This is a genomic window from Ellagibacter isourolithinifaciens (assembly GCF_008831035.1).
In the GTDB taxonomy this organism is placed as follows: domain Bacteria; phylum Actinomycetota; class Coriobacteriia; order Coriobacteriales; family Eggerthellaceae; genus Ellagibacter; species Ellagibacter isourolithinifaciens.
This window is the reverse complement of sequence record NZ_WAJR01000007.1, coordinates 11,206-25,328: the sequence shown is the minus strand read 5'-3', so window position 1 is coordinate 25,328 and position 14,123 is coordinate 11,206. Positions and strand designations below refer to the sequence as shown.

Below are 14,123 nucleotides of genomic sequence, written 5' to 3'. Positions count from 1 at the left end.
GCGCGGGAAGTCTCTCCTTGGTATGCGGGAGAGTCTCGTCGGACTCCCCCGTTGAGTTCGCGCAAGCCTGCTGCCAAGCTAAAACGAAGGCGATGGACCCCTTGCAAGTCCCTTACTCGGCGTACTGCAGGGCCCTATCGAGCTTCTGGCTAATGACCTTCGTCACGCCGTCGGCCTGCATGGAGACGCCGAAGAGCACGTCTGCGGTCTCCATCGTACGACGCTGGTGCGTGATCATAATGAGCTGCGTGGTGCCGCGAAGCGATTCCACGAACGCGATAAGGCGGCGCAGGTTCGTGTCGTCGAGCGCAGCCTCGACCTCGTCCAAGATGTAGAACGGCGTCGTGCGAATGCGATACACCGCGAACAGAAGAGCAATCGCGGTGAGCGACTTCTCGCCGCCGGACATGAGCGACATCTTCGTAATGCGCTTGCCGCGCGGCTGCGCCGAGACCTCCACGCCCGTGTTCTCCATGTCGTCGGGATCGACGAGGGACAGATGCGCCGTGCCACCGGGAAACAGCGTGGAGAAGATTTCCTGGAAGTTGGCGTTTACCGCCTCGTAGGTCCTCGCGAAATCGTCCTTCATGCGCGCATCGATGACGCGGTTGATCTTCGCGAGCGCCTTGCGCGCGCCGTCGAGGTCGGCAAGCTGGCTTGCCAGATAGTCGTAGCGCACCTTGAGCGCGTCGTACTCGTCGGCGGCGTCGGGATTGATCGTGCCCAGGTTGGCGATGCGGCGGCGCAGCTTGAAGGCGGCGTCCTCCACTTCGTGGCGATTCTCGAGCTCGGGGCACGCGAGCGCCGTCTCGAGCGGCGTGCGGCAACCGTGGACAATCTCGTTGACCGCAGCCTCGACCTGCACCTCCAAACGTCCTTTATCCACACGCGCAGCGCTCATGCGCTCACTGGCCGCGTCGTAGGCGTCGTGAGCCGCGCGCGCCTTCGAGCGCGCCTCGTTCGCCTGGGAATGCAGCCCCGATTGCGAATCCTGCGCCTGCGTTGCCTTGTCTTCCAAGTCGACCGTCCAGCGGCGGGCGCTCTGCGCGAGCTCCTCGAACACCGCAAGCAGAGGCTCGATGCGGGATGCGGAAAGCTCCTTCGCACGATGGGCCAAACGCTGCGTCTTCGCCTGAGCGGCAAGCTGAGCGAGCTCCCCTGCGCGCGCATCGCGGACGCGGACAGTGTAGGTCTCGCGCTCCACAAGCGTCGCTGCGGCGAGGCGTGCTTCGGAGAGCGCATCGGTTGCCTGCTGGGCGGCATCGCGCAAGGGGGCGGCGGCGTCGAGCGCGGCGGCAAGACTTTCCTTCACGCCTTCCAGCTCGTGCCCGAGCTCGTCGGCCAAGCGCGCATACTCCTCCACGTCGGGACGGGCCTTCGCGATGACCTGCTCCGCCTCCGAGCGTTGCCGCTCGACATTCTCGAGCTCGTGGCGAGTCGAAGTGAGCTTCTGCGCGGCAGCGTCGGCAGCAGCGCGCGCGGCGTCCGACTTGCCCTTGGCGGCAGCGAGCTCCTGGCTTTTCGCAAGGCTTTCCCCTTGCGCCGTGCGCAGGGCAGCATCGGCGGCATCGGCAGCCTCCTTCGCCTTTTGCGTCGCCTCCCTCGCGATGACAAGCTCGCGGGAAAGCTCCTCAAGCCTGCGAGCGCGCGCGAGGGCGCCCTGTCCCCCATCGTCGACATGGCGACCGGCGACCACCTTGCCCGTCGGCCACACGATGCACCCGTCGGGCGTGACAAAGCGCAGGCCGAGCGTGTCGGCCTCATGGGCGGCGAGCGCCTCCTCAAGGTTTTCACACACGACGACATCACCGAGGAGCGCGCGAACCGCACGAGCGGACGACTCGGGGAACGAAAGCCCCTCGAGAAGTGCCCGGCCCAACGCATTCGCGGATCGCGCTGAGGCATCAGGCGTGGAAACCCCGTTCGCGTCGTCGCGCAAGACAAGCGTCACCTCGCCGTTTTTCCCTTCGGCGGCAAGCGCGGCGACCATGCTTGCCGCATGCGATCCGTCAGCCACGAGGAGCGCTGCCACGTCGGCGCCGAGGAGGTGCTCGACGAGTGCCTCCTGGCCTTCGGGAGCAGAGATTTCGTGAGAAAGCGGCGCGACTGCGGCATCGAAGGCGGCAGCATTGCTCGCGAGCCATTCGAGCGCCGGGCCCTGGGCCTTCGCGGATGCCCGCTCAACTTCGCGCAACGCCTCGATTGATGCAGCGCAGGCGCGCTCGGCGTCGCTCGCCTCGTCGCGGGCGGCACGTGCCTCCTCGGCAGCGCGCACAGCCTCGCCCACGTGCATGCGGGATTCCTTCTCGACCTGCTCGAGGGCCGAGAGCTCTTCGGCGAGCATTCGGGCATGGGCCTCCGCCTGGGAGGCCTCGGCCTGGGCGCGGTCGAACTGAAGGGTAAGCTCCTGGGTATGCCCCTCGATGATCTTCATGTGCGCGAGCCCGTTCGTGAGGGCCTCTTTAAGCTCGGCGTGCTTGGCGCGGGCCGAGTTGATGCGCGATTCCAAATCGCGACTTGCGCGGCCGAGCTCGGTTGCGCGCTTCTCGGTCTCGGCGCGCCTCGACGTCACGTCCGCATGGTCGGCAGCGAGCCGCGACACCTTTTCTTCAGATTGCGCACGCTCGGCCTGCACGCTTGCAAGCTGGGCGTTTGCAGCATCGAGGTCGGCTTGGGCGGTCTTTGTGCGAGCGGCGTTCGCCTCGAGCGACACCGCAAGCTCGCCCGCGCGGGCACACGCTGCGCGCTTGCGCTCGCGCATGACAAGCTCAGCGGACTCAATGCGCTCAACAGCGCCCGAAGCCTGGCGATGCTGGCGTGTAAGCTCGCCGGCGCTCGCTCCCTCTTGACGAATCTTCTCCTGCAGCGCCTCTACAGCAGCTTCCGCAGCTGAAATCTCCGCGCGCTTCGCCTCGAGCTCGCAAGCAACGGCTTCCTCGCGCGCCGTGGCGGCAGCGTGCTTTTCCTGAAGCTGGCGCAAGTCGTCAACTGCAAGCTTAAGCTTCAGATCGGAGAGCTCGGCGGAAAGCCCGATGTAGGTGCGGGCGCGCTTCGCCTTGCGCTCGAGCGGTTTCAGCTGACGTTCGACCTCGGCGGTCACGTCGCGCACGCGCGCGAGATGCTGGTCCATCTGGGCCAGCTTGCGCTCGCTTTTCGCCTTGCGCTGCTTGTGCTTGAGCGTTCCCGCGGCCTCTTCGATGAGCGCGCGGCGGTCTTCGGGCTTCGATTGCAGGATGGAGTCGAGGCTGCCCTGCGAGATAATCGAGTGCGTGCCCGTCCCAAGTCCCGAGTCGTGAAGAATGTCGAGCACGTCCATACGGCGCGCAACCGTGCCGTTGATCAGGTACTCGCTTTCGCCCGAGCGGTACATACGGCGCGTAATCGCAACCTCGTCGTAGTCGACGGGAAGCGTGCCGTCGGAGTTGTCGAGCACCAAGTCGACTTCTGCAAGCCCCGCCGCACGACGGGCGGAGGAGCCGGCGAAAATGACATCTTCCATGGCCTGTCCGCGCAGGTGCTTGGCATTGCGCTCGCCGAGCACCCACAGCACGGCATCCGAGATGTTCGATTTGCCCGACCCGTTCGGGCCCACGACCGCCGTGATGCCCGGCTCGAGCGTGAGCGCGCTTCTATCGGCAAAGGACTTAAAGCCCTTGAGGACGAGGGATTTGAGGTGCATTCGCTAGCCCTGCTTCTTCTGAAGGCGTGCGGCTTCCTTCTCAGCTTTGATGCGGGCGCGCTCGGAGGCCTTCTCGGCCTTCGCATGCGCTGCAGCTTCCTCCTTGGCGGCTCGGGCGGCTGCCTTCTCGGCCTTGGCCTGCGCCGCGGCCTTTTCCTTTGCAGCGCGCTCTTCCTCGGTCAGACCAAGCCCGAAGAACTCGCCGAGGCGCGCAAGCGTGCTCTTCGCAGCCTGGCTCTCGGCCTCCTTCTTCGTGCGACCGGTGCCGCGGGCAAGTCCCTGGTCACCCGCGTAGACCTGAGCGACAAACGTGCGGTCGTGCGGCGGGCCCTGCGTTTCGATCAACTTGTAAGTCGGCGTGATGCCGCCCTCCTGCAGCTTCTCCTGAAGGGCGCTCTTGGGGTTTTCGGGCTGCGCGGCCAGATCGAGCGACATATGCGGGATGAGCGTGCGGCGCACGAACTTCACTGCAGCGTCGATTCCGCCGTCAAGGTAGAGCGCGGCAACGACCGCCTCGTAGACGTTCTCGAGCGCGGAATGAAGGCCTCGCTTGCCCGTGCCCGTCTCGGAGGAGCCGAACACGATGATGTCGGCGAAACCAAGCTTCGCGGCCACATCCGACAGGCTCGAGCCCGCGACGAGCGCCACCTTGATGCGGGTGAGCCCGCCCTCGTCGATCTCGTGGAAGCTGTCGAACGCGATCGCCGCGACGATGGCGCCCACGATGGAGTCGCCCAAGAACTCCAAGCGCTCGTAGGAATATTTGACCGGGCGGCCCTCCGTCGCCGAAGGGTGCGTGATTGCCGAGAGGAGCAGCTGCTCCTGTTTGAATTCGTAGCCCAAGATTTCCTGGGCGCGTGCGAGCTTTTCCTGCTGTTCTTCAGTCATCGACATGCTGATATCCGACCACCTTGCGATTCCCGTGGCTTCTGATTGCTTAAACGTTTATTCTACCTGTTCAGAATTACTTGCGTCGGAGCCTGCGAGCGTCTGCGCGATTATTTCAGAAACGTTCTCCCGGGCGGCGCGGGCGGTCACGAGGATGCCGTTCTTCACCGCCTTCGCGTTCGAGGAGCCATGCCCGACGACGACGGCGCCTTTGCAGCCCAGAAGCGGCGCGCCACCGTAGGTGTCAGCGCTCATGCGGTCTTTCAGCTCGTAAAGCTCGCTTTTGAGCGCGAGCGCGCCGATCTTCGCCTTCGCAGACGACATCATGGCTTCCTTCACCATCTTGAAAAGCACCTTCGACGTGCCCTCAATGGTCTTGAGGGTCACGTTGCCGGTGAAGCCGTCGCACACCACGACGTCGAAATCGCCCGTAAGGATATCGCGTCCCTCGGCATTGCCCGCAAAGCCTGGCACCTGCTTGGCCATGAGCGCATGCGTCTTGATCGCGAGGTCGTTGCCCTTTTCCTCCTCCTCGCCGATGTTGAGAAGGCCGATGCGCGGATTCGGGATACCCAAGATGCGTTCGGCGTAGATACCCGCCATGCGGGCGAACTGCACGAGGTAGGCAGGCTTGCAGTCGGCATTCGCGCCCACGTCGCACAGAAGGAGCGGGTGGGACGGCGCGGGAAGGGGCATGGCGAGAGCCGGGCGCTGCACGCCCTTCACACGCCCGACCACGAGGGTCGCAGCGGCGAGGCATGCGCCCGTAGACCCTGCGGAGAAGAAGCCCGCCGCCTGGCCTTCCTTCACCAAACGGCAGCCGACCACGATCGAGGAGTCCTTCTTCTGTCGCACGGCGCGGGCGGGGTGCTCGCCCATATCGATCACTTGGGTGGTAACGTGCGCCTCGCAGCGCTCATGGTTCGCGGCGAACGGGGTCACCACCTCGTCAGGCCCGCACAAAACGATCTTGAGCGCAGGATCGGCTTCAAGCGCTGCTGCGACACCTTCGAGCACGACGGAGGGCGCGTTGTCGCCGCCCATGGCGTCAACTGCAAGAACGGTTCCGGGAAACGCCTCGGCCGTAGCGCGCGCAGCGGCCAGTTCGCGAGATTTCCTTCCCAAGGTGAACTCCTATCCGGCAGACGCGATTGCACCCACCTCGTGAAAAAGCCTCCCGTCCGCGCGCAAGGGCGCACGGAAATGGGAGGCTCCAGGCTTGCCTATGTTAAGAAGCTAGGTCGGACTCGGCGAGCCCGCAAGCCGCTATTCGGTCTCGATGACTTCGCGGTTCTTGTAGAAGCCGCAGTTCGGGCACACGCGATGCGGAAGCTTCACTTCGCCGCACTGCGGGCACACGGAACGAGAAGGTGCGTCGATGCGGTCGTTAGCGCTGCGACGAGTATGGGTGCTTGCACGACCCGTTTTTTGCTTAGGTACTGCCATGATCTAGCTCCTTTGTAAAACATCGGACGGATTTCCGAACCGCCCGTTTATCACTGGGTAAACACGCGAAGAGATATGATAGCAAAGAGAAACGAACGGCGCAAGGCCTTGTGCGCGTTTTCGTCTCAGCTTACCACATAATGCGCAGAATGCGCAGAAAATCGCAGACACCGCGACAAAACAAGGGCGCGCACCGTTCGCACAGCGCGCGCCCTCGCCTATTCGCAGCCGCAGAGGGCCGCGCCTCATCATGTTTAGGCGCTCCCGCAGGCCCGCAGGCTCGCGGGCCGCGCTACGCCTCGAACCTTCCTACAGATACGACGGCACAAGCTCGATCTTGGGAAGCGGCGTGCGCGGGTGAGCACTGCGATCGATTCCCGAGATCTCGTCGGCGAAGTCGAGGAAGCGATCCATGTTCTCCGATGTCTTGAACCACTCGTCACCATGCTCGGCTCCCTCCACGAGCTCGAGAACCGCACGCTTGCCGGCAAGCTCGTCTTTGAGCAGCTTGTACTCTTTGTGGGGGTCGGCTGAGCGGTACGCGACGCACCCACCGTCGCTGAGCCCTTGCAGCGTCTCGTAGAGCGCCACCGACTGCTCGAAGGGAACAACCACATCGCCCGTTCCATGCTGGATGAGCATCGGGGGCACCTTGTCGGGACGACGTTTGATGGCCTTAACGGAGCTCGCCATCTCGCAGCGCTCTTCCGGCTCTGCCACGATGCAGAAGCCCATCAACTGGTCGGGAGGAGACATCGGGTTGTCCCCATCGTCGCGATGACCCGTCTGGTGCTCGCAAACGTAGATGTCGGACACGCCGTACATCGAGAAGCAGCCCTGGACCGACGAGTCGCCGCTGTCTCCGAGCATGCAGTCCTCGAAGTCGATGTCGTCGTTGGTCGTAGCGACTGCCTGGGCGATATGCCCGCCCGAGGAGTTTCCGCACACGATCACGCACGTGGGGTCGAGATGATATTCCTCGGCATGATTGCGAAGGTGGCGAATTGCTGCCTTCACGTCATTGACCTGGGCAGGCCACTTCGCATGCGAGCTCAAACGATACCCGACGCTTGCGACCGCATAGCCCTGCGAGGCCGCCTGGAAAAGCGCTGCGATGTTGTCCGCGCGCTTGAAGCGGAACTTCCATGCGCCGCCGTGCACGACAACGAGCACGGGGAAGGGCCCCTCGCCCTCGTCGGGGAGCACGAGATCGAGCTTCTCGCGCTCGTGCGCATCGGCGTAGGGGATGTCGAGGTAGGTGCGCTTGAACTGGGACATATCGACAGCCTTGAAGGGCGCCTCGTTCATTTCTTCAGTCATTTCAATCGTCTCTTTTCCTCGAAAGTTTTAAGCGGCTTTGCTCGCAGTCTCGGTCTTTACTGCCTTCGAGCCTTTCCCCTTCTTGGCCACGAGCGCCACGATTCCGACAACACCGCAGATGATGCAGAGAAGCGCACCCGTCCAGAGGTCAGCGGAGTACTGGGCAGCCGAGGGGGCGAAGGCGTACAGGCCGGTCGCGGGGGCCACGGCAAGCGAGGCGGCGGTGTAGTAGGACACAATGAACACGGCGATCTTCACGCCGGTCTGGCAGAAGGCACCGATCTTGCCCTTCACGGAGTCGGGCGCGCCGTTGGCGGCAGACGCCATGGAGCTGATCATGACCTGCAGGCCGAAGAAGCTGAACAGGCACATCGAGGCAGCGATACCGACGAAGGAGCGCATGTTGATCATGATGAGAAACGCAGCGGCCATGCCGAACAGGCAGAGCACGCGGCCACCGAAACGCTTGGTCACGCCGAAGATCGGGCCGAAGAATGCGCTCACAATCATGCCGAACACCATGGAGATGGAAGAGAGAGTGCCAGTCGTGGCGGCGTCGCCGATGCCGAGCTCGCTCACAAGCGAGGAGAGGCTCACGGTAAGGCCCTGGAACACGAGGGTGAAGAAGAACACGAGAAAGATGCACACCCAGGAAGCAAGCGGGATGCGATCTTTCTTGGCGGAAACGGCGCCAGCAGCGTTCTCGACCGCCTGCTCCTTCTTCGCGGGAGCGCTCAATTCGGGCTCCTTCATGAAGAGCAGCACGAGCACAAAGGCGACGGTGACGATGAGGTATGCGAGGAAGACCATATGCCAGCCGGTCGTGGCAAGAATGCCGCCGATCTGCATGAACACGATGTTGCCGAGAGAGCCTGCGACCTGGGTGAAGCCCATGTAGCGAGCGAGCTCCTTGCCCGAGAAGAACATGTACATAAGGCTCACCTCGACACCGAGGCAGGAGGCCTGGCCGATGCCGAACAGGAAGCGGCATGCAAGGATGACATACAGGTTATCGATGAAGAACGGTGCTGTGCCCATGACGACCATAAGCGCCGTCGCGGAAAGCAGGATAGTGCGGTAGCGCACCTTGGTGCCCGCGATGAGGCCGATCAAGATAGTCACCGGGATGCCCACGAGTGAAGGCAGCGTGTAGATGTACATGACGGTGGTGCGATCGAAATCAGGGAACGCGTTGTAGAGCGTCTGCAACGCCGGCGAAATGGTCATCGTCGAGCAGACAACAAAGTACAGCGACAAAATCGCAATGAGGATTGTCGTCTTCTCCCGTTTGGATAGGTTGGCAATTTGCTCTTTCGAGAGCGTTTTCGATGAGGCTGCCATGCATGCCCTCCTTGGTCCTACGGCCACAGCCGCGAGGGGGACGGGCGCGCGTCGGCGATCACATGCTTTCCCTCCGGTCGCCGGTATCTCTCCCCTGTTTCGTGTTGCCCGTCGCGAGACAGGGCGCATTATTTCGCAACACGAATGTGCAAATCCAATAGAATGGATGGACGAGCTATAAAAGAAGTTGATAATACCTGGTAGATTCAAGAAAGATAGTGCTGCAAAGACAATCGAGAAGGTTCACGGCAATGGATTTCGACCACTTGAGATACTTTCAGACGCTCGCGGCGTGCGGCAGTTACACCGCTGCGGCAAAGCAGCTCTTTATCAGCCAGCCGGCGCTTTCCTACGCGATATCGCAGCTCGAGGCGCGCACGGAGATCAAGCTGTTCGAGCGCACTGCACGCGGGGTGCGCCTCACGCCCGCCGGCGAGGAGTACCTCAAGCACGTCGACCGTGCAATCGAGGAGCTCGACATCGGGAAGGCGCGCGCACGGACGATCGCAGGAGGCGCCTCGATCGTGCGCATCTCGCTCATGCGCGTCCTCGGCGCGATATTCCTCCCAAACGCAATCACGCGTTTCAAGCAGGCCTTCCCCGATGAGGAATGCAAGTTCGATTTACGGCTAGGGATAGCGTCCGAGGTGGCGGCCGACATCGAGGAAGGACGATCGGGAATCGGGCTGTGCTCGCGAGTGGGTAACGAGGAGCTTAAGCATATCGCCGTCGCGAAGCAGAAGCTCGTCGTCATCGCACCCCGCGACCACGAGCTCGCGCGAAAGGACAGCGTGAACCTTATCGAGGCGGCACGCTACCCGCAGGTCGGGTTCGCCCCAGGGACGGGGCTTCGACAGACGGTTGACAAGATGTACTCGGACGCCGGGGTGTCGGTGCGCTACCTTTCCGAGGAGCGCGAGGACTATACGGTCACCGGCATGGTGGCTGCCGGCTTCGGCATCGCGGTCGTGCCGCGGCTCGCATTATTCGACCAGCTCGATGTGCGCTGCCTTGAAATCGAGAACGAGAACAACTACCGCACGTTCTACATGGTCTACTCCGAAAACGCGGCACTCACCAGCGCGGAGAAGCGATTCATCGAGTTCGCGCAGATGGAAGTCGCCGAGCGCGGCCTCTCGAACGCAGAGATGAGCTAAGCAAACGCAAAGAGAAAGAGCACAGGGCGAAAGGGAGGAAGAAGGCTTCGGGGGCAAGGTGCGCGCGAGGGCGCGAGAGCGGAAGAGAGGCTCGGAGGAGCTTCTCGGGATGCGAGGGCTCGAAACCGCTAAAAAACGCGCCCGCCATTTCGACGGACGCGCTGAAAAATGAACGCGATTAAGCTTAATCGGCCGATTCGTCGGAATCGAATGAGAAATTCGCAAGCGCCGCGAAGGGGTTCTTCGCCAACTCGAACTCGTCGGGCCCGTCGGATTGCTCCTTCTCGCACCCGCACGGCCCCTCGTTCAAGTTGGCGCCACAGGTGGGGCACAGGCCCTTGCAGTCCTCATCGCACAAAGGGACGAGCGGAAGCTCGAACACGATGGCCGCAACGACGAGCGACTCCATATCGAGCACGTGGTTCGCAGGCAGACGGTCGAACTCGTCCTCGTCGGCGCCTTCGGGAATCTCCGCGCCGTCGAGCAGGAAGTATCCTTCGATTTCGCCCTCGATATCGAAGACCGCGTCCTCGAGGCAGCGCGCGCAATCGGTGCGCGCCTCTCCCGTGACGTTTCCCGTGACGAGCAGCGCGTCGCCTGTGTTGGAGACGTCGGCATGCCACGAAAGCGGCTCACTGAAGCGGTACGAGTCGGGACCACACTCGAACTCATCAACGGCAACAGTGCCCTCGAACTGGGCAAACTCTGCAGGCGAGAATAGCTCGGCGGGAACCTCGAGGGAAAGCGGATCCCCTGAGACGACGCGCAGGGAGCTCCTGACGCTGGAAAGCTCGTCCATTAGCCGCGACCGACGTTGGTCGACCCGGCGTTCAGACGATCGCGGCAGCGGCGCACGTTGCCGAGAAGCGTATCGAGGCTCTGCTCGACGTGACCGAACACCTCGTCGGCGTAGTCTTCCGCGCCGGCGCGCGTCTGACGCTCAAGTTCACGGGCATCGGCCAAGATGGTGTCGGCCTGCTGCTGGGAGATGCGCACGATCTCCTGCTCGGAGGCGATGGTCATCGCCTGGCTGCGCGCATCTTCAATCATGCGGTTCGCTTCGGCTTCCGCATCATCGAGAAGGCTCTGACGTTCGCGCACAATCTGGCGCGACTGCGCGAATTCGCTCGGGAACGTGTCGCGGATCTCGTCGATGATCTCGAAAGCGGCGGACACGTCAACCTGGCGAAGGTTGTTCTTGCCGAAAACTGGCTTTGCATCCTCAAGCAAAATCGAGAGTTCCTCGAGAAGACCCAAGACCCCGGTTTCGTCCATGTTATTCCTTCCAACCTGCTGTTATGCAGCGTTTAATCTGCGTTTCGTGTGCTGCTCTTTGTGCGCACATGAGTCCACTTATCATATCACGACGCCCTGATTTGGCAAAACGCACCACAGAGCATTCATAAGCCTCGGCGTGGCGCGGGCGCAAAATGATAATTACGCCCGCCGCGCGCTACCCGAGCGTATCTGCCAAGCGCAGGATATCGACCGCCGTCTCGCCGTATTTCTTGCGGGAAGAAAGCGCAAACCCACACGCCGCCTCCGCCTCGTCGGCATCGGCATTCGTCGAGAGCGCATGCTCGTACACCACAATAGCGTCACCCGAGACGGCCCCCGTCTTCGCGAGGTTCGCCACCATCCTGAGGGACTCCTCCGCGGCAAGCGCGTAGGGTGGATCGAGAAACACCAGGTCGAACGCGGGACGTTGGCGCAGAGGCGGCTTCTCGAGCACATCGGCGCGTACGAGGCGAGCGCGGCGCGGTTCAAGGCCGAGCGTGCGCATGTTCCCGGACACCACAGACGCCGCCGCGCCATCGCGCTCGAAGAAGCACGCCGATGCGGCACCGCGGGAGAGAGCCTCGAGGCCTAGTGCCCCCGACCCTGCAAAGGCGTCGAGCACGACCGCACCCTCAAGGCCCCCGCGCGCGGAGGCGAGCGCGCTCATCAGCGACTCGCGCACGCGATCGGTCGTTGGGCGCGTGCCATCCCCCTTAGGGGCCTTGATAACGCGGCCACGGTATTCACCTGCGATGATTCTCATGCTATCCGCCTTCCCCAACGCGTGTGGCGCCGAGCAGCAACCGTACTTCCCGCCCGAGCGCCGCGTGATCGGCAGCATCAAGGTCGGGGTCGTTTTCCAAAAGCTCGCGCGCGTCGGCATGGGCCGCTTCGATAAGCCCCCCGTCGCGCACCACGTTCACCAGCTTCAGCACCGAGGCACCGCTCTGGCGATTGCCCAGGATATCGCCTTCGCGGCGAAGCGACAAGTCAATGCGGGCGAGCTCAAAGCCGTCGTCGCAAGTCTCCATCGCGCGAAGGCGCTCGAGGGCGACGTCTTGCTTCGAGGCGGACACAAGAAACACCTGGGCGGACTTCTCTCCGCGACCGACGCGGCCACGCAGCTGGTGGAGCTGCGAGAGGCCGAAGCGGTCGGCGTCCTCCACGATCATGACGGTCGCGTTGGGAACGTCCACGCCAACTTCAATAACCGTGGTAGCGACCAGAACCTGCGTCTCGTTATCATGAAAGCGCTGCATGACCTGCTGCTTCTCGGAGGAAGGCAAGCCACCGTGCAAAAGCTCGACCCTCCAATCGAAAAACGTGCTCCCCTGGAGCATCTCCGCCTCGCGCGTCGCTGCGGCAACGTCATCGTGCTCCAAATCGGCATCGTCCTCGATGGCGACCATCGGGTGGTACGCCCCACCGTCGGGCTCCTCGCGCGACGCGGCGGCTCCCTCCCCCGCCATCGCGTCGCGCTCCTGGGTGTCCTTGCCCACAAGTGGGCACACGACATACACTTGCTCGCCGCGCCCAAGCGCCTCGCGGGCGGCATCGTAGGCGTACCCGCGCTCCGACTTCGCGAGCACGCGCGTCGTGCGGCGCGCCGCGTCGTGCGGTCGATGCTTCAGGTACGTGAGCGTCAAGTTCCCGAACAACGCGAGCGCGAGCGTGCGCGGAATCGGCGTCGCCGTGAGGAAGAGCGCGTCAGGCGCGTCGCCCTTGGCAAGCAGCTTCGCGCGCTGGGCGACGCCGAAGCGCTGTTGCTCGTCGATCACGGCGAGCGTGAGGTTGCTCGGGCGCACGTCGTCTTCGAGCAGCGCGTGCGTGCCGATGAGCACGTCGAGGCTGCCCGCAGCGAGACGGGAGAGCAGCTCCGCTCGCTCGGATTCCAAGGTCGACCCGGTGAGCACCGCATGGGTGATTCCCGCCGCATCGAAGAGCTTTCCCAGGCTGCGCTCGTGCTGCTGCGCGAGGACCTCGGTCGGCGCGAGAAGCAGCGCCTGCCCGCCCGTATCGGCCGCAGCCGCGATGGCGAACGCGGCCACGACGGTCTTGCCCGTGCCAACATCGCCCAAGAGCATGCGGCTCATCGCATGCGGCTGCGCCATCTCGCCGAGGATGTCGAGTCGGGCCTGCTGCTGCTCGTCGGTAAGCGTGAACGGGATCGCTGCATCGAGCGCCTGCATGCGCGGGCCCGCGATCTCGTGCGCCGTGGGCACATGGCCACGGCTGCGAGCCGCCCCTTGTTGCATGAGGTGGAGCTCAAGCAGGAGCACTTCCTCGTACGCCAAGCGGCGCCGCGCCTCATGGGCTTCGGCAAGGCTTTCGGGAAAGTGAATCGCACGGAACGCGACCTGACGGCTCACCAGGCGATACTTCACGCGAAGCTCCAGCGGCATCGGGTCGAGAACGCCTTCGGCGAGCTCGAGCGCGTTGCTCACGAAGCGCCGCATCAGCGCCGGCGTCACCTTCTCGCCAGCAGGGTGCACGGGAATGACGAGGCCGTGCGCGGGCGCGTCGGACCCTTCGAGCGGAAGAATCTGCGGGTTCACCATTCGCTTGAAGCCGTAGTTGAACTCGATTTTGCCGGCAATCGCCACGCGCATGCCGGCGGAGAGCTGCTCGGCGAGCCACGGTTGGCGAAACGCAGTCACGATCACAACGCCCGTAGAATCGGTGACGCCTATTTCCACCAAGGTCAGACGCGGTTTCGGGCGTTTGAGCTTGACGTCGTGGATCACGCCCTCGATGGTGCATGATTCACCGATGCGCGCCGAGGCGGCGGTCTCGCGGGCGGAAAGGTCGATGTAGCGCCGCGGGAAATGCGTGATGAGCCCGCGGACCGTGCGAATGCCGAGCTTCTCGAGCGCCTTCGCGCGCGCGGGGCTCACGAGGCGCACGCGGCTCACCGGCTCGTCAAGCCCGAGCGTGGCCTGCAGCCTATCGGGTATGTGGGAAGCTTCCGGCAAAATTTCCTTTCACAATGGAAGCAGACCAGCTTCCACTTCAAC

General features: G+C 63.5%; 11 protein-coding genes. 1 reads left to right on the top strand and 10 read right to left on the bottom strand.

Annotated elements, in window-relative coordinates:
• Window positions 1-112: 112 nt before the first annotated feature.
• The 6 genes from smc to F8C90_RS04240 all read right to left on the bottom strand — a co-directional run bounded on the left by smc (window position 113) and on the right by F8C90_RS04240 (window position 8,674).
• Window positions 113-3,679 carry a chromosome segregation protein SMC gene (smc, locus tag F8C90_RS04265; RefSeq protein WP_158049215.1) on the bottom strand — a complete coding sequence of 1,189 codons (3,567 nt, stop codon included), beginning with the start codon at window positions 3,677-3,679 and terminating at the stop codon, window positions 113-115.
• 3 nt (window positions 3,680-3,682) lie between these two features.
• Window positions 3,683-4,573 carry a ribonuclease III gene (rnc, locus tag F8C90_RS04260; protein WP_158049214.1) on the bottom strand — a complete coding sequence of 297 codons (891 nt, stop codon included), beginning with the start codon at window positions 4,571-4,573 and terminating at the stop codon, window positions 3,683-3,685.
• A gap of 51 nt (window positions 4,574-4,624) precedes the next feature.
• The gene (plsX, locus tag F8C90_RS04255) at window positions 4,625-5,671 is read right to left on the bottom strand and encodes a phosphate acyltransferase PlsX (protein ID WP_281350320.1); all 1,047 of its coding nucleotides are present in this window, start codon (window positions 5,669-5,671) and stop codon (window positions 4,625-4,627) included.
• A 162-nt stretch (window positions 5,672-5,833) separates the two neighbouring features.
• Complete coding sequence (gene rpmF, locus F8C90_RS04250) at window positions 5,834-6,013, bottom strand: 50S ribosomal protein L32 (protein ID WP_158049213.1); 180 nt, start codon at window positions 6,011-6,013, stop codon at window positions 5,834-5,836.
• A gap of 309 nt (window positions 6,014-6,322) precedes the next feature.
• The gene (locus tag F8C90_RS04245; RefSeq protein WP_158049212.1) at window positions 6,323-7,333 is read right to left on the bottom strand and encodes an alpha/beta hydrolase; all 1,011 of its coding nucleotides are present in this window, start codon (window positions 7,331-7,333) and stop codon (window positions 6,323-6,325) included.
• A 27-nt stretch (window positions 7,334-7,360) separates the two neighbouring features.
• Window positions 7,361-8,674: an MFS transporter gene (locus F8C90_RS04240; protein ID WP_170264539.1), complete on the bottom strand. Its 1,314-nt coding sequence runs from the start codon at window positions 8,672-8,674 to the stop codon at window positions 7,361-7,363.
• A 266-nt stretch (window positions 8,675-8,940) separates the two neighbouring features.
• On the opposite strand from F8C90_RS04240, the gene F8C90_RS04235 reads away from it, so the two are divergent.
• The gene (locus F8C90_RS04235) at window positions 8,941-9,831 is read left to right on the top strand and encodes a LysR family transcriptional regulator (RefSeq protein ID WP_211361016.1); all 891 of its coding nucleotides are present in this window, start codon (window positions 8,941-8,943) and stop codon (window positions 9,829-9,831) included.
• A 184-nt stretch (window positions 9,832-10,015) separates the two neighbouring features.
• Here F8C90_RS04235 and F8C90_RS04230 read toward each other — a convergent pair whose 3' ends face one another.
• The 4 genes from F8C90_RS04230 to F8C90_RS04215 all read right to left on the bottom strand — a co-directional run bounded on the left by F8C90_RS04230 (window position 10,016) and on the right by F8C90_RS04215 (window position 14,081).
• Window positions 10,016-10,630 carry a YceD family protein gene (locus F8C90_RS04230; protein ID WP_158049209.1) on the bottom strand — a complete coding sequence of 205 codons (615 nt, stop codon included), beginning with the start codon at window positions 10,628-10,630 and terminating at the stop codon, window positions 10,016-10,018.
• Window positions 10,630-11,106, bottom strand: coding sequence for an ATP synthase subunit B family protein (locus tag F8C90_RS04225; RefSeq protein WP_158049208.1), 477 nt, complete (start codon window positions 11,104-11,106; stop codon window positions 10,630-10,632). Before F8C90_RS04225 ends, F8C90_RS04230 begins: the two co-directional genes overlap by 1 nt.
• Window positions 11,107-11,284: 178 nt before the next feature.
• Window positions 11,285-11,872: a 16S rRNA (guanine(966)-N(2))-methyltransferase RsmD gene (gene rsmD / locus F8C90_RS04220; RefSeq protein WP_158049207.1), complete on the bottom strand. Its 588-nt coding sequence runs from the start codon at window positions 11,870-11,872 to the stop codon at window positions 11,285-11,287.
• Between the two features lies 1 nt (window position 11,873).
• Window positions 11,874-14,081 (bottom strand): ATP-dependent DNA helicase RecG, encoded by a 2,208-nt coding sequence (locus tag F8C90_RS04215; protein WP_246155779.1) that lies wholly within the window; start codon window positions 14,079-14,081, stop codon window positions 11,874-11,876.
• Window positions 14,082-14,123 lie beyond the last annotated feature (42 nt).